Source organism: Pseudomonas sp. CH61 (genome assembly GCF_059429415.1).
Genome location: NZ_CM182098.1, coordinates 2,182,029 through 2,199,786 on the forward strand (window position 1 = coordinate 2,182,029; position 17,758 = coordinate 2,199,786).

Annotated in this window: 17 protein-coding genes; 14 read left to right on the forward strand and 3 right to left on the reverse strand. The window is 55.0% G+C overall.

Annotated features, from left to right (window positions below; translation table 11 throughout):
• Nucleotides 1-113 precede the first annotated feature (113 nt).
• Together AC5SEM_RS09815 and AC5SEM_RS09820 are read left to right on the forward strand one after the other, a co-directional pair.
• The gene (locus tag AC5SEM_RS09815; protein ID WP_077573101.1) at nt 114-470 is read left to right on the forward strand and encodes a hypothetical protein; all 357 of its coding nucleotides are present in this window, start codon (nt 114-116) and stop codon (nt 468-470) included.
• A gap of 71 nt (nt 471-541) precedes the next feature.
• Nucleotides 542-772, forward strand: a complete 231-nt coding sequence (locus AC5SEM_RS09820) for a hypothetical protein (protein WP_008082673.1) — start codon at nt 542-544, stop codon at nt 770-772.
• Nucleotides 773-775: 3 nt separating this feature from the next.
• On the opposite strand, the gene AC5SEM_RS09825 is transcribed toward AC5SEM_RS09820, so the two are convergent.
• Together AC5SEM_RS09825 and AC5SEM_RS09830 are read right to left on the reverse strand one after the other, a co-directional pair.
• Nucleotides 776-1,069 (reverse strand): hypothetical protein, encoded by a 294-nt coding sequence (locus tag AC5SEM_RS09825; RefSeq protein WP_404943022.1) that lies wholly within the window; start codon nt 1,067-1,069, stop codon nt 776-778.
• 129 nt (nt 1,070-1,198) lie between these two features.
• Nucleotides 1,199-1,384: a hypothetical protein gene (locus tag AC5SEM_RS09830; RefSeq protein WP_007912238.1), complete on the reverse strand. Its 186-nt coding sequence runs from the start codon at nt 1,382-1,384 to the stop codon at nt 1,199-1,201.
• A 258-nt stretch (nt 1,385-1,642) separates the two neighbouring features.
• Here AC5SEM_RS09830 and galU point away from each other — a divergent pair, with 258 nt between their 5' ends.
• From galU to gorA, 9 genes are all read left to right on the forward strand, one after another.
• Nucleotides 1,643-2,482: a UTP--glucose-1-phosphate uridylyltransferase GalU gene (galU, locus tag AC5SEM_RS09835; protein WP_007912230.1), complete on the forward strand. Its 840-nt coding sequence runs from the start codon at nt 1,643-1,645 to the stop codon at nt 2,480-2,482.
• A gap of 433 nt (nt 2,483-2,915) precedes the next feature.
• Nucleotides 2,916-4,349 (forward strand): NAD(P)/FAD-dependent oxidoreductase, encoded by a 1,434-nt coding sequence (locus tag AC5SEM_RS09840; RefSeq protein ID WP_495472814.1) that lies wholly within the window; start codon nt 2,916-2,918, stop codon nt 4,347-4,349.
• The gene (locus AC5SEM_RS09845) at nt 4,346-5,197 is read left to right on the forward strand and encodes a HemK/PrmC family methyltransferase (protein WP_064117932.1); all 852 of its coding nucleotides are present in this window, start codon (nt 4,346-4,348) and stop codon (nt 5,195-5,197) included. The genes AC5SEM_RS09840 and AC5SEM_RS09845 overlap by 4 nt, the downstream gene beginning before the upstream one ends.
• Nucleotides 5,198-5,218: 21 nt before the next feature.
• Complete coding sequence (locus AC5SEM_RS09850; RefSeq protein ID WP_137217860.1) at nt 5,219-6,484, forward strand: aminotransferase class I/II-fold pyridoxal phosphate-dependent enzyme; 1,266 nt, start codon at nt 5,219-5,221, stop codon at nt 6,482-6,484.
• Between the two features lie 48 nt (nt 6,485-6,532).
• Nucleotides 6,533-6,868 carry a chorismate mutase gene (locus AC5SEM_RS09855; RefSeq protein ID WP_137217861.1) on the forward strand — a complete coding sequence of 112 codons (336 nt, stop codon included), beginning with the start codon at nt 6,533-6,535 and terminating at the stop codon, nt 6,866-6,868.
• A gap of 8 nt (nt 6,869-6,876) precedes the next feature.
• On the forward strand, nt 6,877-8,934 hold the full coding sequence (pabB, locus tag AC5SEM_RS09860) for an aminodeoxychorismate synthase component I (protein WP_495472815.1): 2,058 nt from the start codon (nt 6,877-6,879) through the stop codon (nt 8,932-8,934).
• Nucleotides 8,934-9,803: a prephenate dehydrogenase dimerization domain-containing protein gene (locus AC5SEM_RS09865; protein ID WP_122607749.1), complete on the forward strand. Its 870-nt coding sequence runs from the start codon at nt 8,934-8,936 to the stop codon at nt 9,801-9,803. The genes pabB and AC5SEM_RS09865 overlap by 1 nt, the downstream gene beginning before the upstream one ends.
• A 97-nt stretch (nt 9,804-9,900) precedes the next feature.
• Nucleotides 9,901-11,427 carry an MFS transporter gene (locus tag AC5SEM_RS09870; RefSeq protein ID WP_495472816.1) on the forward strand — a complete coding sequence of 509 codons (1,527 nt, stop codon included), beginning with the start codon at nt 9,901-9,903 and terminating at the stop codon, nt 11,425-11,427.
• 106 nt (nt 11,428-11,533) lie between these two features.
• Entirely contained in the window at nt 11,534-12,892 is a 1,359-nt protein-coding gene (gorA, locus tag AC5SEM_RS09875; protein ID WP_008082669.1) for a glutathione-disulfide reductase, read from the forward strand.
• Here the strand turns inward: gorA and AC5SEM_RS09880 are convergent.
• Complete coding sequence (locus tag AC5SEM_RS09880; RefSeq protein WP_137217863.1) at nt 12,889-13,905, reverse strand: DNA-binding protein; 1,017 nt, start codon at nt 13,903-13,905, stop codon at nt 12,889-12,891. The genes gorA and AC5SEM_RS09880 overlap by 4 nt on opposite strands.
• 177 nt (nt 13,906-14,082) lie before the next feature.
• Here AC5SEM_RS09880 and AC5SEM_RS09885 point away from each other — a divergent pair, with 177 nt between their 5' ends.
• The 3 genes from AC5SEM_RS09885 to ahpF all read left to right on the forward strand — a co-directional run bounded on the left by AC5SEM_RS09885 (nt 14,083) and on the right by ahpF (nt 17,409).
• The gene (locus AC5SEM_RS09885) at nt 14,083-15,021 is read left to right on the forward strand and encodes a site-specific integrase (RefSeq protein ID WP_495472817.1); all 939 of its coding nucleotides are present in this window, start codon (nt 14,083-14,085) and stop codon (nt 15,019-15,021) included.
• A 137-nt stretch (nt 15,022-15,158) separates the two neighbouring features.
• Entirely contained in the window at nt 15,159-15,722 is a 564-nt protein-coding gene (ahpC, locus tag AC5SEM_RS09890) for an alkyl hydroperoxide reductase subunit C (protein ID WP_007912224.1), read from the forward strand.
• Between the two features lie 124 nt (nt 15,723-15,846).
• Nucleotides 15,847-17,409 carry an alkyl hydroperoxide reductase subunit F gene (gene ahpF / locus AC5SEM_RS09895; RefSeq protein WP_137217864.1) on the forward strand — a complete coding sequence of 521 codons (1,563 nt, stop codon included), beginning with the start codon at nt 15,847-15,849 and terminating at the stop codon, nt 17,407-17,409.
• Nucleotides 17,410-17,758 lie beyond the last annotated feature (349 nt).

Below are 17,758 nucleotides of genomic sequence, written 5' to 3' on the forward strand. Positions count from 1 at the left end.
CGTTGGTTTGACAATTTTGAACAGATATTCGCGATTGGATGCGGGTTAAATGCAGAAGGCCCCGGAGAAAAACGGCATTTGTGCTGTCGGACGGTCTTTAACGGAGGTTTTGTATGAAGTGGGGTGTGGTGTGTCTGCCGTTGGTTCTGGCTGTGGCTGGTTGTGCGAGTGTTTCCGAAATCAATGAAACGCTGCCGACCATGAGCGTGATCTCCGGCAAGAAACCCCATGAATATGCCCAGTGTCTGGCCGAGAAACTGGCAGACAGCCGCGGCGCGCTGCAAGTGCAGCCGCACAAGGACGGGGTTCGGGTCATCGTGCCGGGGAAACTTTCTACCGGTGCGGCAGCGGTGTTTGATATCGAAGATCGCTCCGGCGGCAGCAGCATCAAGCTGCATGAGCGCATGTCGAATGTGCCGGTTCGCCCGCGTGACGTGCAAAAGGCCGCCAATGCGTGTATTTCCGGCTGATAGACTGGCAGTCATCAGCACCGATGCCGTCGCAGTCATGCTGTGACGGCATTTTCATTTCTGGAGTCGCGATGAAGCGAGAGCAAGTACGGGAGCGCCACGTAGAGGGCCTGATCTCTGCCACCCATGTCATCCAGAACCCGGCGAATCCGGGTGAGTGGATCGTGTTTTTCAAGAAGAGCGCCGGCCGCAGTTACTTTCTGGTCGACGATAACGACGAAGTCGAATCCTTCAACCGCCTCGACGACCTGATCGAAGTCGTGCGTGGACTCGGGATCAAATTCGCCGAGATACATATGTAAGGTCTATTTGCAGACCACGACAACGCTGCGGTTCTTGTAATTGCCGACATCGACGCCCAGGGTTTTGTCGCTCTCTTTGGGCTGGGGCGTGCCGTCAGTGCCAACGATGCGATAACCAGTGCCCGCGCAGGACGCATCGGCTTTTTCATAGCAGGTCGCCCAGGAGTTGGCTTCGCCGGAGCAATCGATCGACAGCCCCTGTTCGCCGTTGTTCAGGTACGTGGGTTGAGAGGTGGCACAGCCGGCCAGTGCCAATACCGCAATCAGCGGCAGGAATTTTTTCAGGGTCATGTTCATGGTCTTCAGCGAGGGGGACTAGACGCTCTGACAGCGCCGGTGGGAAAAGGTTATAGCGTTTGGCCACTTGTTTGTACGTGAGCACAAAAAAGCCCTGCTCAAGGGCAGGGCTGGGCATATCGCAGCAGATCAGTCCTGATCTTTGCCACGGCGCTTGGCCGATGCCGGAGTGTCGGTGAATACGGAAGCAACATCGGTCGCCATTTGTTCGCTGTCGAAAGGCCCGGCGATGTGTTCGCCATTGGTGGTGGTCAGTGTCCACTTGCCGTCTTTCTTGTCGATCACATACCCATTGATGATTTTTACCGCGGCCATCTATCTGTCTCGTTCGCTGGTTCAAAGGCGCCATGATACCGGCAAATGCTCGCATTGGGGGGCGATAAGCGTATGGTGATTCAGTTTGCTGGCAGCTTTGAGCTACGCTGATCTGGCTGCGCCAGGATGCCGATGGAACTATCGGCGAGAATATTTCTCTATGTTGGCATCGGTTAGCCAGTGCGGGGCATTGTAAGGTGCACGCCGCCTGATTAGACTGCGCCGAAACTCGTACACACAGCCCTTTCAAGGACTTATATGATCAAGAAATGCTTGTTCCCAGCAGCCGGTTACGGTACTCGCTTCCTGCCAGCGACTAAAGCCATGCCTAAAGAAATGCTGCCGGTGGTAAACAAGCCACTGATCCAGTACGGCGTTGAAGAAGCTCTGGACGCTGGCCTGACGGAAATCTCCATCGTCACCGGTCGTGGCAAACGTGCTCTGGAAGACCATTTCGATATCAGCTACGAGCTGGAAAACCAGATCAAAGGCACCGACAAAGAGAAATACCTGGTCGGCATCCGCAAACTGCTCGACGAGTGCTCGTTCTCCTACACCCGTCAGACCGAAATGAAAGGTCTGGGCCACGCGATCCTGACGGGTCGCCCGCTGATCGGTGACGAACCTTTCGCCGTGGTCCTGGCGGACGACCTGTGCGTCAACCTCGAAGGCGACGGCGTGCTGACCCAGATGGTCAAACTGTACAAGCAGTTCCGCTGCTCGATCATCGCTATCCAGGAAGTCGATCCGCAGGAAACCAGCAAGTACGGCGTGATCGCCGGCGAGATGATCCGCGACGACATCTACCGCGTGCACAGCATGGTCGAGAAACCAAAGCCGGAAGACGCACCGTCGAATCTGGCGATCATCGGTCGTTACATCCTGACTCCGGACATCTTCGATCTGATCGAACAAACCGAGCCAGGCAAGGGCGGCGAAATCCAGATCACCGACGCCCTGATGAAACAAGCCCAGAACGGCTGCGTGATGGCCTACAAGTTCAAAGGCAAGCGTTTCGACTGCGGTGGCGCTGAAGGCTACATCGAAGCCACCAACTTCTGCTTCGAGAACTTCTACAAGACTGGCAAGGCTTATTAAGAGCGCTTGATTGGTTTGTAGGCATGTCACACGGCTCGGCTCGTGTGACGCAAAAAAACAAACGCCCCGACTTGTTCGGGGCGTTTGCGTTTCCGCGAGAAGGAAAATTAATCTCCAGTCTTTTCCATATCTAAGTTCAGCCATCGTTGGCTGTTTTGCCGAAAAATCGATGTTTTGTAACTTAACATTTAAGTTTGGTATGCGGCCGAAAAATATTAATTTAAGTTTCGATGATTAACTGATTGGTTAGCCTTCGTGTTTGTTAGGCTTTGCTGGCTTTTTGTTGGTTGAATGTGTGAAAGTATTTCAAAGATACAATATGAAACAAATGCTCTATTGAACTGGTATGTAACGAAACTATAGAAATGTTTTGTTTTTAAAAAGGTGGAAATTCAATTCTCTTAAACCGTAATTAATATTTTGAGGTCAAAACATGGAGTTCGACGTCATTGTTGTAGGGGCGGGTGCTGTGGGTGGTTCAATCGCGTATGAGTTGTCATCGCGAGGTTTAAAAGTCTGTCGGGTCGGCGAAACCGATCGTGCGAATGCAGCCTCGAGGGCTGCCGGGGCAATGAACGGTTGTTTTGGTGAGGTTACCAGTGGGTTGCTGGCGAGCGATTTTGGCCGCCTGAAGCTGGATATGGATCGTCAAGCCCAGCAACTATGGCCAAGCTGGGCGGAACGTTTGGCCGTTTCTTCTGGTAATCCGACATCCCTGTTCACTGCAATGGGGACTCACGTTTTGCTCAATACGGCGGGCATGGACGAAGTCGATAGCGTCAACTACGACACTATCGAGAGCACGCTGACTGAGTATGGCGAACCCTTCGAAGTCATCGATCCACGTAAAATGGAGTGGCTCAAGCCGAATCATCTCGTTCGTCCTCTACGAGGGCTGTACATTCCGAACGAACATTCAGTGAACTCCCACCTGTTACTGGAAAAACTGGATGCTGCATTTGTCGCTGAAGGGGGCACTCTGAAGAATGAGAATGCCGAGCGAGTGCTGGCAGAGGGCGGTGTAGTCACTGGTGTGGAGTTGGGCAGTGGAGAGGTACTTTGGGCACGAAAAGTCATCGTCGCTGCGGGCGTTCACTCTCTGGATTTGCTGAGTCACTTTGACGAGGTGGTTAAGAGGATTCCACCATTGTTCAGTGGGTATGGCGTGTCCATACTGGTGAAAATGCCGGAGGGGGGCGATCTGCCTAACTCCGTCATTCGTACCCCGAACCGTGCATTTGCCTGCGGCCTGCACTGCGTCCCCCGTGGTGATGGAATTCTATACCTTGGGGCGACCAATATTATTTCCGAGCAGCCTAAGAAACACGCGCTGATTTCGGATGTGCAGTTCTTGCTTGATTGTGCTGTCGATCAGTTGAGTTTAGATCTCCATGGCGCAGAAGTCATTTCCATTCAGGTCGGCAACAGGCCCATTCCGGCAGACGGATTCCCATTGATAGGTGAGTGCGGTATAGAGGGGCTTTGGCTCGCAACAGGCACTTATCGGGACGGGTTGCATCAGTCGCCGTTATTGGCAGGCTATATAGCTGACTGTTTGACTGGCATGAAAAGTAATAGTCTTGATCTCAGTCCGTTTACGCCAGTGCGCGCTCCACTGACCGGATTTTCCCGCGAAAACACTGTTAAAGAAACGGTGCAACAGATGTTTGCAACGGGCTATGAGTATCGCTGGGATATAAAACCTTATTGGTTTCCACTGCTGGATGAGGGGTTGTCGCGCAACTATCAAAAGTTGATAGATGATTTGCACCCGTCGTTTACTCCGCCACCGGAGTTGGTAGCGTTTTCTTATCTGTACGAGTCAATCCTGAATAAACTCTCCCAATATTACCGGGAGTGGTCATGAGTCTTACTGAACGTGAGTTCCTCGCTATTGACCAGGCGCGAGAACTGCTGAAAAAGTCCGGCGTCTGGAGTCTGGAAGAAGACCTGAGTTGTCTTGTGGATCGCTTTATCGAGCGCGCGGATAAGAGTTTGGCACTGGAGGAGTTCATGTTGGCGGTCCAAGAGCGCTGCAACCGGATTCCGCTCGGGCATATTGTCGGCACGGTGGACTTTGACGATTTGTCGCTTGTCGTCGGGAGTGGGGTGTTCATCCCGCGACCTCATAGCAGAGTCATTCACAAATGGATTGAGCGCAGTGCAGCGCTGGAGTCGGGCTCAAAGGTTCTGGATCTGTGTGCGGGCAGCGGCGCCATCGGTCTGGCGATTGCCCGGCGCAGACCTGATCTCGACGTCACTTGCGTAGAGTTTGATCCGATAGCCATCCAGTATCTCAAACGCAATATTGATCGCTTGTCGTTCAAGGGCGTGCACGCAGACCACCTGCAGGCAGATATTCTCGACGAAAAGGCGTTTGCGCAATTTGATCAGCAGATCGACCTTATTGTCGCCAATCCTCCCTACGTTCCGCAGGCCCAGGAGTTGCTGCCCGAATGGGGTGAGCACCATCCTCCTGCGTCTGTTTATTCCGGGGCCGATGGTCTTGAGTTGATTCGGCAGATTATTGCTCTCGCCGACCGATTGCTCGTTCGCGATGGCTGGCTTGTGATGGAGCACGGCGAGGATCAGGCCGAAGCGTTGCGAGAACTGTTCAGGCTCGCTCATCTGGCAGAGATACAAACAGTGATTGACAAGGACCAGTCTGATGCGTCGGGCAGCTCGGTAATGACTATCGGCCGCAAGCCTCAGTAAATTTGGAAAGGAGCTTTAGCAATGGATGTGCAAGTCAAGCAAGACTGGATGAGCATTCGCCGTGGCAACACCACCGGTGCACTGACAACTGCCTATGAGGAAGGGTTGACGGGTTTTACCGTCACGAGTCGTATCGGCAAGCAGATCACCCTTCAGGAAGGAGGTGTGTACACCGAATTTGTGTCGTGCTCGTATTTGGGGCTCGAAACCCATCCTGCACTGATTGAGGCAGCACAACGGGCACTCAACAAATGCGGGCTGCACCTGTCCTCTTCTCGGAGTGCGATGCGTCCGCATTATCTACCTCACCTGGAGGATCTGCTTGGTCAGGTTTACAGAGGTAGCGCGGTTGCAGTGTTCACCTCTACCAGCAGTGTGCATCTAGGTGTTCTGCCTCTGTTGGGCAGTGGGTCATTGGCGGGCTATCCCGTCAGAAAGAAAGTGCATTGGCTAATGGACAAAACTGCCCATGCTTCGATGCAAGTTTTGAGGGGGATTCTTGAGCAATTCGGTTCTGTTTCCAGAGTTGAATCTACTGATCTGGAGTCGCTGACCGACACGCTGAAAGAGTGCTCGAACAGGGGCGAAACCCCAGTGCTCTTGATTGATGGCATTGGATCAATGAGTGGTTTGGTACCCATAGCCGAACTTTCCCGGCGATTAGAGTCTGCGCAGGGATATCTATATGTAGACGATGCGCACGGTATTTCGATTGTCGGCCGACATGGTGCGGGTTATGCGTTTTCTGCGGTAGATCATTCGTTGCCTGCAAATATTATTCTGGCCGGGTCACTTTCCAAGGCTTTCGGCGGTGCAGGTGGTTTTGTCGTGGTCTCGGAATCGCAGGATGTCGAGATCATCCGAACTTCAGCAAACCCATTGATATTTGGTCACTCCATTATGGTGCCGATGCTCGCGGCGAATGTTGCCTCGGCGCAAATTCATCTCACTGATGAAATTGATGTGCTGCAACGGCGCCTCTGGAAAAACGTCAGCCTTTTAGATTCTGTCACCGATCACCAGTTGCTCAATGCTGGTATTCAATCGCCAGTCAGGGGGGCCTTTTTTGAAACCGAAGAGGCCGGATTACAGGCTGCACGGGCCCTGCGCGATCAGGGCATGCTGCTGTTTCCTGTCTTTTATCCGATCATCGCCAAAGGTAAGGCAATGCTGCGATTTGCAGTGTCGGCTGATCACAGTGAGCAAGAGATCAGATCGCTCGGGGTTGCTTTGCAAGTGTTGTCGCGAAACGGGACGTGGGCACCGAATCTCAGCGAACCAGCCTGAATATGACCGTCGTATACCTTGTAGAAATTGGCTAATGGAGGTGCATGTATGCAACAACATGGACAGTTAACACAGACAGGAACGTCAAACATTTTGCAACCATTGCGAGAAAGGCTCGATTCGATAAATTTGCAGGTGGTTGATCTGCTTTCGGAGCGCATGAAGTTGTGCATGGATATTGCCGAGCTTAAAGCCGCACATGGCATAGCGATGATGCAGCCCGGGCGAATTTCCTATGTGCTCGATATGATCAAGGAGCGATCATTGGCTTCGGGGCTCAGGCCGGAATACACCGAATCGGTATTCAATCTGATCATTGCGGAGACGTGTGTGCGGGAAGACGTGCTGATCAATCAGCGTCTGAGTCAGAGCGTGTCCTCATGAAAATACTGATGATTGATAACTTCGACTCCTTTACCCATAACATCGCCCAATATCTTTTCGAGGTAACGGGGGTATCTGCAGACATCGTAAAGAACTCTGTTTCCTACAGCGAGCTGGGCATCGAACGATATGACGCTGTGGTGTTGTCGCCGGGCCCCGGACATCCTGCCGAAGAGGAGGATTTCGGTGTCTGCGGTAGTGTCATTTTGCATTCTCCTGTACCGATACTTGGTATATGCCTGGGGCATCAGGGTATTGCACAATTCCTTGGCGGTTCTGTCGGGCATGCCCCAAGTCCTGTGCATGGCTATCGCAGCCCCATTACGCATACAGGTAAAGGGCTTTTTCGGGACTTGCCCGAGCAGTTTGATGTGGTCAGGTACCACTCGTTGATGTGCACAAGTTTGCCATTAGAGCTTCAATGCACAGCCTGGACGCCCGAAGGCGTGGTAATGGCAATCGAGCACATCACTCGGCCTATATGGGGCGTGCAATTCCACCCGGAGTCCATTGATTCGGAGTATGGGCATGCGTTACTGAGCAACTTCATACGCATGGCGCTTGAACACAATGTCAGTGTGAGAAGTCGGCTGGAGTCCGATACGGAATGCGCTTCGTCAAAAAGCGCCTATGTCGCGGTGGGGGGCGAGCTGAATATGCAGCTCGCGTACCGCGAGCTGCCCGAAAACATGGATCCCCAGGCGGTATTTTCGTCCCTTTATGCAAATGACCGTTTCGCGTTCTGGCTGGACAGCGAAAAGTCGGAGAGACCGAATGCTCGTTACTCGATCATGGGCAGTGGGGAGGGGCAGGGCGCTATAAGGCTTGATTACAATCTCACTGATGAATACCTGACACTTGACGGGCCAAAAGGCAAAAAAAGTATCAAAGGCGACTTTTTCACCTTGGTTGCACAGATTTTTGAAGCCGTTCAGATCGCCACTCCACAGTACTTACCATTTGGTTTCAAGGGAGGTTTTGTCGGTTACCTGGGATATGAGTTGAAAGCACTGACCGGAGGAGGAAAGACCTATCGGTCGAGTCATCCGGATGCGGCATTCATGTTTGCGCCGCACTTTCTGGTCTTCGATCATCAGGACGGTAAAGCTTATCAGTGCATGATCACTGCCACGGGAGAGGCGGGCGTTTGGCCGGCGCTGCCTCGCATCGCCGAGCTTGTAGAAACGCCCGCCCTTTTTGGTGAAAAGTTCGTTCCTGGGGCTGTAGATCAACTGAAGCTTTCACTTGATGATGGACCGGATGATTACATTGCCAAGATCACTCAGTCGCTGCAGTACATTACCGATGGCGAGTCTTACGAGATTTGTCTGACTAATCGCGCAAAAATGGCATACGACGGTGTTCCATTGAGTGCTTACAAGCGAATGCGTCATGCCAGCCCCGTACCTTATGGGGCATATCTTTCATTTGCGCAGTTCTCGGTGCTCAGTGCATCGCCGGAGACTTTTCTCAGAATTGATGACAGCGGGATGATCGAGTCCCGGCCAATCAAAGGAACGAGGCCGCGCAGCAAGCTGCCTTTTGAAGACCAGAGGCTGCGTGATGAGCTTCAGGTTTCATCTAAGGACAGAGCAGAGAACCTGATGATTGTCGATCTGGTCCGCCATGACTTGAATCAGGTGTGTCGTCCAGGAAGCGTACATGTGCCCGAGATTTTCTCGGTCGAAAGCTTCTCGTCGGTACATCAACTGGTTTCCACAGTTCGCGGTCACCTTAGATCTGAAGTGGCAACGCTTGAGGCGATTCGCGCCTGTTTTCCGGGTGGCTCTATGACCGGAGCACCTAAGAAGCGCACGATGGAAATCATTGACGTGTTGGAATCCTCGGCACGAGGTATCTATTCTGGCGCTTTGGGATGGTTATCTTTCAGTGGTGCTGCAGAGCTCAGCATTGTCATACGCACAGCGGTTGTCCAGGACGGCGAGGCGACCTTCGGTATTGGCGGTGCGATCGTTGCACACTCTGATCCGCAACAGGAACTTGAAGAGACATTGGTCAAGGCTAGCGTGCCTTACTACAGTTTTATCGCAGGGAGCGAAGCGTGATGAACGACACGGTAGTCGTGCTGGGTGGTGCGGGGCTGGTGGGGGCCCTCTTCACCCGCATACTTATGCAATACGGATGCAATGTCCGCGTGGTGGATCGTAGGCCTCCAGAACAGCCCAGTGTTTTTCATGAGGTCGATGTCACCAACCCGTTCAGTAATACCGAACACATTTTTGAAGGGGCGACGGCGGTTGTTTTTGCTTTGCCGGAAAGTGTGGCGATTCGGTCAATACCTTGGGTGCTTGGGGCTGTTTCGAGCAATGTTTTATTTGTTCCGACTTGTTCTGTTCAGGATCCGTTTTACCGAGCTCTGAAGAATGAGTCTCCTCAACAGCCCTTTGTCGGGATTAACCCGATGTTTTCACCCAAGCTTTCCGTTCAGGGGCGTACCGTTGCTGTTTGCTTGGATACGGAAGATTCGCCTTCAACCTTTATCGAACAGTACCTGCTCGGCGCAGGAATGAAGATCAAGCGAATGACGCCTGTTGCGCACGACGAACTGATGGCGCTTTGTCAGGCGTTGCCTCACGCCGCCATTCTTGGTTTTGGCCTTGCGTTGTCCAAGTGCTCACTGGACCTTGAGAGCGCGCTGGAAGTGATGCCGCCACCTATGCGTACCATGATGGCGTTGTTGTCTCGCGTATTGGTGAATCCACCCGAAGTTTATTGGGATATTCAGCTGGAAAATGACCACGCCATCAAACAGCGTGAGGCGTTGGCAGAGGGAATGAAGCGCTTGATGGAGAGTGTTCGTAGCCAAGATTACGATGGATTTAGCAATGATCTGCAAGGTGTTTCAAATGCATTGGGTCGTCGTTTGAATTCGGGGGCAGTCGATTGTCAGCACGTGTTTTCACTGCTGAACTGATCCATGTACGCCAGGGAAGTGCGTAGGAAAACGTTTCACGGGGGGGAGTATGAAGAGTGCCCCGTGAAACACTCTTTTTGTCTAAGGAGTTTTATCCGTGGCATTAACAAATGAGTCTACCCGCAGTAACGCATCAAGGCGCTGGTTCGGCCTCGGCGTGTTGATGTTGCCAGTGCTACTGGTAACCGTTGATAACACCGTACTGGGTTTCGCATTACCCAAAATCGCCGAAGCTTTGCGCCCAAGTGCCAGTCAACAACTGTGGATGATCGACGCCTACTCGTTGGTGCTCGCCGGACTGCTGGTGTCCATGGGAAGTCTGGGAGATCGGGTCGGGCACCGCAAGTTGCTGCTTATCGGCTCGCTCGGATTTGCTGTGGTATCGGTGCTGACCGCCTATTCTGAGACGGCCTTGCAGTTGATTATCGGGCGTGCCTGCATGGGGATTTTCGGGGCGATGCTGATGCCTTCCACATTGGCATTGATACGTTCGGTGTTTGAGGATCGAGAGGAGCGCAGGCTGGCTGTCGCGATCTGGGCCACGACATTGACCGTCGGTTCGGCTCTGGGGCCTTTGGTGGGCGGAGTGTTGCTGCAGTTCTTTGATTGGGGCGCGATTTTTCTGTTGGCGGTACCCGTTCTGATTCCGCTGTTGGTGTTGGGTCCGCTATTGCTTCCTGAGTCGGAGCGTGATGCATCTGGGCCGTTGGATCCGATCAGCATTCTTCAGTCGATGGCCGCCTTGGGTGGCATCGTTTACGGCATCAAGCATGCCGCCAGTGAAGGTGTTGACGGGGTCGTACTGGGGGCCTTTCTGGTCGGCGTATTGGCAGGCTGGATGTTTGTCCGGCGCCAGTTACGTCTTCCTGTGCCGCTGATGGATATGACTCTGTTCCGCAACGGGACTTTTAGCGGGTCTGTTCTGATCAATTTGATGAGTCTTGCGTTCCTCGTTGGTTTTGTTTTCTTCACCACTCAGTTTTTGCAGATTGTCCTGCAGATGTCGCCTTTGAGTGCGAGCCTAGCGTTGGTGCCGGGCCAAATCATGGCGATTGTGGTGGGAATGGCGGTCGTCCCGGTCGCTCAGCGTATGCCTGTGCATGTGCTGATACCGATTCTGGTGGCCTTCGCCGCTGTGGCGTTTTTACTCGTGGCCAGCGTGGGCAGTAGTCTTGCGGTATTGGTTGCGGCGTTCGCGTTGCTGAATATCGGAGTAGGCGCGATCGCTACGGTTTCCAATGACGTGATTTTGTCGGCGGCGCCCCCAGCTAAGGCCGGTGCAGCTTCCGCTATCAGTGAAACAGCCTATGAGGTAGGCGTCGTTTTGGGGACGACCCTGCTTGGTGGCCTGGTTACGGCTCACTATCGCGCAGACTTGCAGCTTCCAGCGTTTTTGAGCGATGCCCAGACGATGCTGGCAAGTGAAACGCTGGCTGGCGCTCATCATGTGGCGACGGGGTTGGCGGGGGATCAAGCGCAACAGTTAATGCAGCAGGCGGGAAGTGCATTTGAAGGCGGAATTGCATTGGTATCGTGGGTCGCTTTCGGTTTGGCATTCATAGCAGTTTTGATCGCCTGGCGTACGCTGCGGTTACCAAAGGCTCAGTCCGCAGAATGTCACTGAGCAAAAGCTTGCTGCTCGAACCCTTGGCATTGGTCATCGGCATAACGGCAGAGGCTTGCTCAATGAGCATCTGCAGGTATGCTGATCCCCTGCCGAGGAGATAGAAATGGCCTACGATTTTGACCTTTATGTAATTGGTGCCGGTTCCGGCGGTGTGCGCGCTGCGCGTTTTGCGGCCGGTTTTGGCGCAAAAGTGGCGGTGGCGGAGAGCCGATATCTGGGCGGGACCTGTGTCAACGTTGGCTGTGTGCCGAAAAAGCTGCTGGTGTACGGCGCGCATTTCGCCGAAGACTTCGAGCAGGCGTCCGGTTTTGGCTGGAGCCTGGGCGAAGCGAATTTCGATTGGGCGACGCTGATCGCCAACAAGGATCGCGAGATCAATCGCCTCAACGGCATTTATCGCAATCTGTTGGTCAACAGCGGCGTGACCTTGCACGAGGCGCACGCGAAGATCGTCGGCCCGCATGAGGTTGAAGTGAATGGCGAGCGTTTTACTGCAAAAAACATTCTGATCGCCACCGGTGGCTGGCCGCAGATTCCGGAGATTCCGGGGCGCGAGCACGCGATCGGTTCGAATGAGGCGTTCTTCCTCAAGGAGCTGCCAAAGCGTGTGCTGGTGGTTGGCGGCGGTTACATCGCGGTCGAGTTTGCCGGGATTTTCCACGGCCTCGGCGCCAATACGACGTTGTTGTATCGCGGTGATCTGTTCCTGCGCGGCTTCGATGGTTCGGTGCGCAAGCATTTGCAGGAAGAACTGACCAAGCGTGGTCTGGATCTGCAATTCAACGCCGACATCGCGCGTATCGACAAGCAGGCTGACGGCAGCTTGAAAGCTACCCTCAAGGATGGTCGTGAGCTGGAGGCAGATTGCATTTTCTACGCCACGGGCCGGCGCCCGATGCTCGACAATCTGGGCCTGGAAAACACCGATGTGCAGCTCACTGACAAAGGCTTCATAAAAGTCGACGAGCAGTATCAGACCAGCGAGCCATCGATTCTGGCGCTGGGCGATGTCATCGGTCGTGTGCAGCTGACGCCCGTGGCGTTGGCGGAGGGCATGGCGGTGGCGCGGCGTCTGTTCAAGCCTGAGCAGTACCGTCCGGTGGATTACAAGATGATCCCGACGGCGGTGTTCAGCCTGCCGAACATCGGCACGGTCGGTTTGACCGAGGAAGAAGCGCGCGAGGCGGGTCATGACGTGGTGATCTTCGAAAGCCGTTTCCGACCGATGAAGCTGACCCTGACCGAGTGTCAGGAGAAAACCCTGATGAAGCTGGTGGTCGACGGCAAGACCGACAAAGTCCTCGGCTGTCACATGGTCGGCCCGGACGCTGGCGAGATCGTTCAGGGTTTGGCGATTGCGTTGAAGGCTGGCGCAACCAAGCGCGACTTCGACGACACGATCGGGGTACACCCGACGGCCGCCGAAGAGTTTGTCACCATGCGTACGCCGGTCGGCGCTTAAGCGTCTTTCGGTTTGGCCGAGTCTGGCGCTGCCGCAACGGTAGCCGCCAGACGCTGGCTTTCTTCCAGGCTTGCTTGAGCCTTGTTCAATTCCTTTTCCAGTGACTGGTTGAGCAGCGTCTGCTCCTCGACGCTCTGTTTGAGTGTCTGGCTTTCCAGCGCCGCTACTCGCAGGCGTTCCTGGAGGAGGGTGCGTTCGCTGTCGACGCGGGTCGCTTGTTCGAGCAGTTGATCCTGGCGCTGATTGCTCTGCTTGAGCTGGTCCTGCATCAGGCTCAGTTCACGCTGCGTGCCACGGTTTTCCGTGAGCAGGCGTTCGTTGTCGCGGTGCAGTTGCGTGATCTCGTCCTGGCGGACCAGCGCACTTTGCTGCGCCTGACGCAACTCGGCCTGAATCTGCTGCACCTGTGCTTCGTGACGGCTCTGTTCCTGCTCGCGCTGCTCTTTGGTGGCGTTGCGATAGTGCTCCAGTGCATCGCGAGCGTGCAGGTGTTTTTCTTCCAGTGAGCGGATCTGCTCGTCCTTGTCCTGCAAGCGCAATTCAAAGTCGGCCAGTGCCTGATTCAGCCCGGCATTACGGGTCTGTTCGGTTTGCAGCATCGACCGTGTGTTGCCAAGCGCTTCGGACTCACGCGCCAGTGCCGCGCCCTGAATGTCGTGCTCGTGTTCGAGCTTTTCCAGTGCCTGGCGAGTCTGTTTCAGCTCCGATTCCAGTGCTTCGCGCTGTTCCTCGAACTGCTCGCGGGCTTGCTCGATAGGCTCTTGCGCCTGTTCTTTGAGGCGTTGGGCGAGTCGCGAGACGAGGGCGCTCAGCTCGTCATCAATGGGCTCTGCCGAGGCTTCAACCGGCTGCGCGCCGTCATCCAGCTCTTTCAGATAGCGATGGATCGTGGTTTTCGAGCCGGTGTTGCCCATTTCAATGCGTACTGCATCGATGCTCGGGTGTTCGCCACGGGCGAGGATTGCTGTGCGCGCGATCTGCACCAGGGCTTTGGTAATTCCGCCACGGGCCATGTGAACTCCTACGGTTACGTACTGTGGTACATGCCACTAAAGTACGCAGTGTACCATTCAGAAAATAAAGGTAAACCTTTGATAATAAAGACACGGGATATACTGGTATTACCCAGTGTCAGACGGCAAAATGCGTTTCTGCATCCCTGTCTCAGTACGCCAGCGAGAAAACAGCCCATGAGCGATCTGGATCGCTATCTGCAAGCCGCCACCCGTGACAACACCCGCCGAAGCTATCGCGCAGCCATCGAGCATTTCGAAGTGAAGTGGGGTGGGTTTCTGCCGGCGACGGCTGATAGCGTTGCGCGTTATCTGGTGGCGCACGCCGAAGAGTTGTCGATCAATACGTTGAAGCTGCGGCTATCGGCGCTGGCGCAGTGGCACAACAGTCAGGGGTTTGCCGATCCGACCAAGGCGCCGGTGGTGCGTAAAGTCTTTAAAGGCATTCGTGCATTGCACCCGGCGCAGGAGAAACAGGCCGAGCCATTGCAGTTGCAGGATCTGCAGCGCGTCATCGACTGGCTTGAGCATGAAGTACAAACCGCGAGAGAGCAGGAGGATCGTCCGTTACTGCTCAAGGCTTACCGTGATCGCGCCCTGATTCTGCTGGGGTTCTGGCGCGGCTTCCGCAGTGATGAGTTGTGTCGCTTGCAAATCGAACACGTGCAGGCGCACGCAGGAAAAGGCATCACCTTGTATTTGCCACGCAGCAAGGGCGATCGGGAAAACCTCGGCCAGACCTATCAAGCGCCGGCGCTGCTCAAGCTCTGCCCGGTACAGGCCTACATCGACTGGATCACCGAAGCGGCGCTGGTGCGTGGCCCGGTTTTTCGCAGCATCGATCGCTGGGGCAACCTGAACGAGGAGGGGCTGCACGCCAACAGCATCATTCCGCTGCTGCGCCAGGCGTTGCAGCGCGCGGGCATTGCCGCCGAAAACTACACCAGCCATTCCTTGCGTCGAGGTTTCGCAACTTGGGCGCACCAAAGTGGCTGGGATCTGAAATCGTTGATGAGCTACGTCGGCTGGAAGGATATGAAGTCCGCGATGCGCTATGTTGAAGCCAGCCCATTCCAGGGGATGGCTCGGATTACGGATAAATCGGCTACGTCGTAGAGATCGTTTTCTTCTATTAATACAGTCAGCTAATAGCGAAAACAAATCAGCAGCATCAGGTTTGCCAATGAGCCATCCGTCGAGTGAGTGGGTAGGATTCACCCATCAACTTCATAACCCCTGACGGAGAGTCATCAATGCCTATCATCAACAGCCAAGTAAAACCGTTCAAAGCTACCGCGTTCAAAAACGGCGACTTCGTTCAAGTCTCGGACGCTGACCTGAAAGGCAAGTGGTCGGTCGTGTTCTTCTACCCAGCCGACTTCACCTTCGTTTGCCCAACCGAGCTGGAAGACCTGGCTGACAACTACGCTGCCTTCCAGAAACTCGGCGTAGAAATCTACAGCGTTTCCACCGACACCCACTTTGCCCACGCTGCCTGGCACAACACTTCGCCAGCCATCGGCAAAATCGAATACACCATGATCGGCGACCCGACCCACGCGATCTCCCGCAACTTCGACGTGCTGATTGAAGAAGTTGGCCTGGCTGACCGTGGCACCTTCGTGATCAACCCTGAAGGCCAGATCAAAATCGTTGAACTGAACGATGGCGGCGTTGGCCGTGACGCTTCCGAGCTGCTGCGCAAGATCAAGGCTGCTCAGTACGTCGCTGCTCACCCAGGCGAAGTTTGCCCAGCCAAGTGGAAAGAAGGCGAAGCCACTCTGGCACCGTCTCTGGACCTGGTCGGCAAGATCTAAGTCTGTGACACGCAACTCAGGGCGGTACGCCGCACCTTCTTAAGTACGCTGCACCGCCCAATAAAAATGCCCGGGCGAGATTCGCTCGGGCTTTTTTTTGCCTCAAATAAAGGAAATCGCCCGTATGTTGGACGCCAATCTTAAAGCCCAGTTGAAATCGTACCTGGAACGGGTCACCCAGCCGATCGAGATCGTTGCCTCCCTCGACGACGGTGCGAAATCCCGCGAAATGCTGGAACTGCTGAAAGACGTTGCCAGTCTTTCGAGCCAGATTACTTTGATCGACAGCGGTGACGACGCACGCAAGCCATCGTTCTCGATCAACCGTCCGGGCGCTGACATCAGTCTGCGTTTTGCCGGTATCCCGATGGGCCACGAATTTACTTCGCTGGTGCTGGCCTTGTTGCAAGTCGGCGGCCACCCTTCGAAAGCCAGTGTTGAAGTGATCGAGCAGATCCGCTCGCTCAAAGGCCAGTTCAGCTTCGAGACGTACTTCTCGCTGTCCTGCCAGAACTGCCCGGACGTGGTCCAGGCGCTGAACCTGATGGCCGTGCTCAACCCGAACATCCGCCACGTCGCCATCGACGGCGCGCTGTTCCAGGACGAAGTCAACGATCGCAAGATCATGGCCGTGCCGAGCATCTACTTGAACGGTGAGAACTTCGGTCAGGGCCGCATGGGTCTGGAAGAGATTCTGGCCAAACTCGACACCGGCGCTATCGAGCGCCAGGCCGAGAAAATCAGCGCCAAAGAGACTTTTGATGTACTCGTCGTCGGCGGTGGCCCGGCCGGTGCTTCGGCAGCGATTTACGCTGCACGTAAAGGCATTCGCACCGGTGTTGCGGCTGAGCGTTTCGGCGGGCAGGTGCTCGACACCATGGCCATCGAGAACTTCATTTCCGTACAGGAAACCGAAGGGCCGAAACTGGCCACAGCGCTGGAAGAACACGTCAAGCAGTACGACGTCGACATCATGAACCTGCAACGTGCCGATAAGCTGATCCCGGGCAAAAACGGCGAGCTGCACGAAGTTCGCTTCGCCAGCGGCGCGACCCTCAAAGCCAGAAGCGTGATCCTGGCGACCGGTGCGCGCTGGCGTGAAATGAACGTGCCGGGCGAGCAGGAATACCGCAACAAAGGCGTGGCGTACTGCCCGCACTGCGACGGTCCGCTGTTCAAAGGCAAGCGTGTGGCGGTGATTGGCGGCGGTAACTCCGGCGTTGAAGCGGCCATCGATCTGGCCGGGATTGTGTCGCACGTAACGCTGCTGGAGTTCGACGTACAGTTGCGCGCCGACGCCGTATTGCAGCGCAAACTGCACAGTCTGCCGAACGTCACCGTGATCACCAGTGCGCAAACCACTGAAGTCACTGGTAATGGCGAGAAGGTCAACGGCCTGCGTTACAAGGATCGCACAAGTGACGAGCTGCGCACTGTCGAGCTGGAGGGGATCTTCGTGCAGATCGGTTTGCTGCCGAACACCGACTGGCTGAAGGGCACTATCGAGCTGTCGCCACGTGGCGAGATCATTGTCGACAACCGTGGTGAAACATCGATCCCGGGGATCTTCGCTGCCGGTGACGTGACGACTGTGCCGTACAAGCAGATCGTGATTGCGGTGGGCGAGGGCGCCAAGGCTTCGCTGAGTGCATTTGATCACTTGATCCGCACTTCGGCTCCGGCATAACTGCCAGGCCAGAAATGAAATAACCCGTGAGCGATCACGGGTTTTTTTATTGCGCGCAAAAAGCGGCCCCTCACCCCAGCCCTCTCCCGAGGGAGAGGGAGCCGACCGAGGTGTCTGGCGCTGTCCGTCGACCTGAACGATCCAGTCGATTATGGATTCAGCGCCAATCGTTCAAGTCGGTGAGCCTCCGCAATACCACCCAATCAGCCCCCTCTCCCGAGGGAGAGGGGGCCGACCGAGGTGTCTGGCGTTGTCCGTCGACCTGAACGATCCAGTCGATTATGGATTCAACGCCAATCTTTCAAGTCGGCGTATCTCTCCAATATCCCCCAATCAGTTCCCTCTCCCT

What these genes read in the sequence shown, in the direction of transcription:
- AC5SEM_RS09815 (WP_077573101.1), top strand. Translation starts at nt 114, where the DNA reads ATGAAGTGGGGTGTGGTGTGTCTGCCGTTGGTTCTGGCTGTGGCTGGT.
- AC5SEM_RS09820 (WP_008082673.1), top strand. Translation starts at nt 542, where the DNA reads ATGAAGCGAGAGCAAGTACGGGAGCGCCACGTAGAGGGCCTGATCTCT.
- AC5SEM_RS09825 (WP_404943022.1), bottom strand. Translation starts at nt 1,069, where the DNA reads ATGAACATGACCCTGAAAAAATTCCTGCCGCTGATTGCGGTATTGGCA.
- AC5SEM_RS09830 (WP_007912238.1), bottom strand. Translation starts at nt 1,384, where the DNA reads ATGGCCGCGGTAAAAATCATCAATGGGTATGTGATCGACAAGAAAGAC.
- galU (WP_007912230.1), top strand. Translation starts at nt 1,643, where the DNA reads ATGATCAAGAAATGCTTGTTCCCAGCAGCCGGTTACGGTACTCGCTTC.
- AC5SEM_RS09840 (WP_495472814.1), top strand. Translation starts at nt 2,916, where the DNA reads ATGGAGTTCGACGTCATTGTTGTAGGGGCGGGTGCTGTGGGTGGTTCA.
- AC5SEM_RS09845 (WP_064117932.1), top strand. Translation starts at nt 4,346, where the DNA reads ATGAGTCTTACTGAACGTGAGTTCCTCGCTATTGACCAGGCGCGAGAA.
- AC5SEM_RS09850 (WP_137217860.1), top strand. Translation starts at nt 5,219, where the DNA reads ATGGATGTGCAAGTCAAGCAAGACTGGATGAGCATTCGCCGTGGCAAC.
- AC5SEM_RS09855 (WP_137217861.1), top strand. Translation starts at nt 6,533, where the DNA reads ATGCAACAACATGGACAGTTAACACAGACAGGAACGTCAAACATTTTG.
- pabB (WP_495472815.1), top strand. Translation starts at nt 6,877, where the DNA reads ATGATTGATAACTTCGACTCCTTTACCCATAACATCGCCCAATATCTT.
- AC5SEM_RS09865 (WP_122607749.1), top strand. Translation starts at nt 8,934, where the DNA reads ATGAACGACACGGTAGTCGTGCTGGGTGGTGCGGGGCTGGTGGGGGCC.
- gorA (WP_008082669.1), top strand. Translation starts at nt 11,534, where the DNA reads ATGGCCTACGATTTTGACCTTTATGTAATTGGTGCCGGTTCCGGCGGT.
- AC5SEM_RS09880 (WP_137217863.1), bottom strand. Translation starts at nt 13,905, where the DNA reads ATGGCCCGTGGCGGAATTACCAAAGCCCTGGTGCAGATCGCGCGCACA.
- AC5SEM_RS09885 (WP_495472817.1), top strand. Translation starts at nt 14,083, where the DNA reads ATGAGCGATCTGGATCGCTATCTGCAAGCCGCCACCCGTGACAACACC.
- ahpC (WP_007912224.1), top strand. Translation starts at nt 15,159, where the DNA reads ATGCCTATCATCAACAGCCAAGTAAAACCGTTCAAAGCTACCGCGTTC.
- ahpF (WP_137217864.1), top strand. Translation starts at nt 15,847, where the DNA reads ATGTTGGACGCCAATCTTAAAGCCCAGTTGAAATCGTACCTGGAACGG.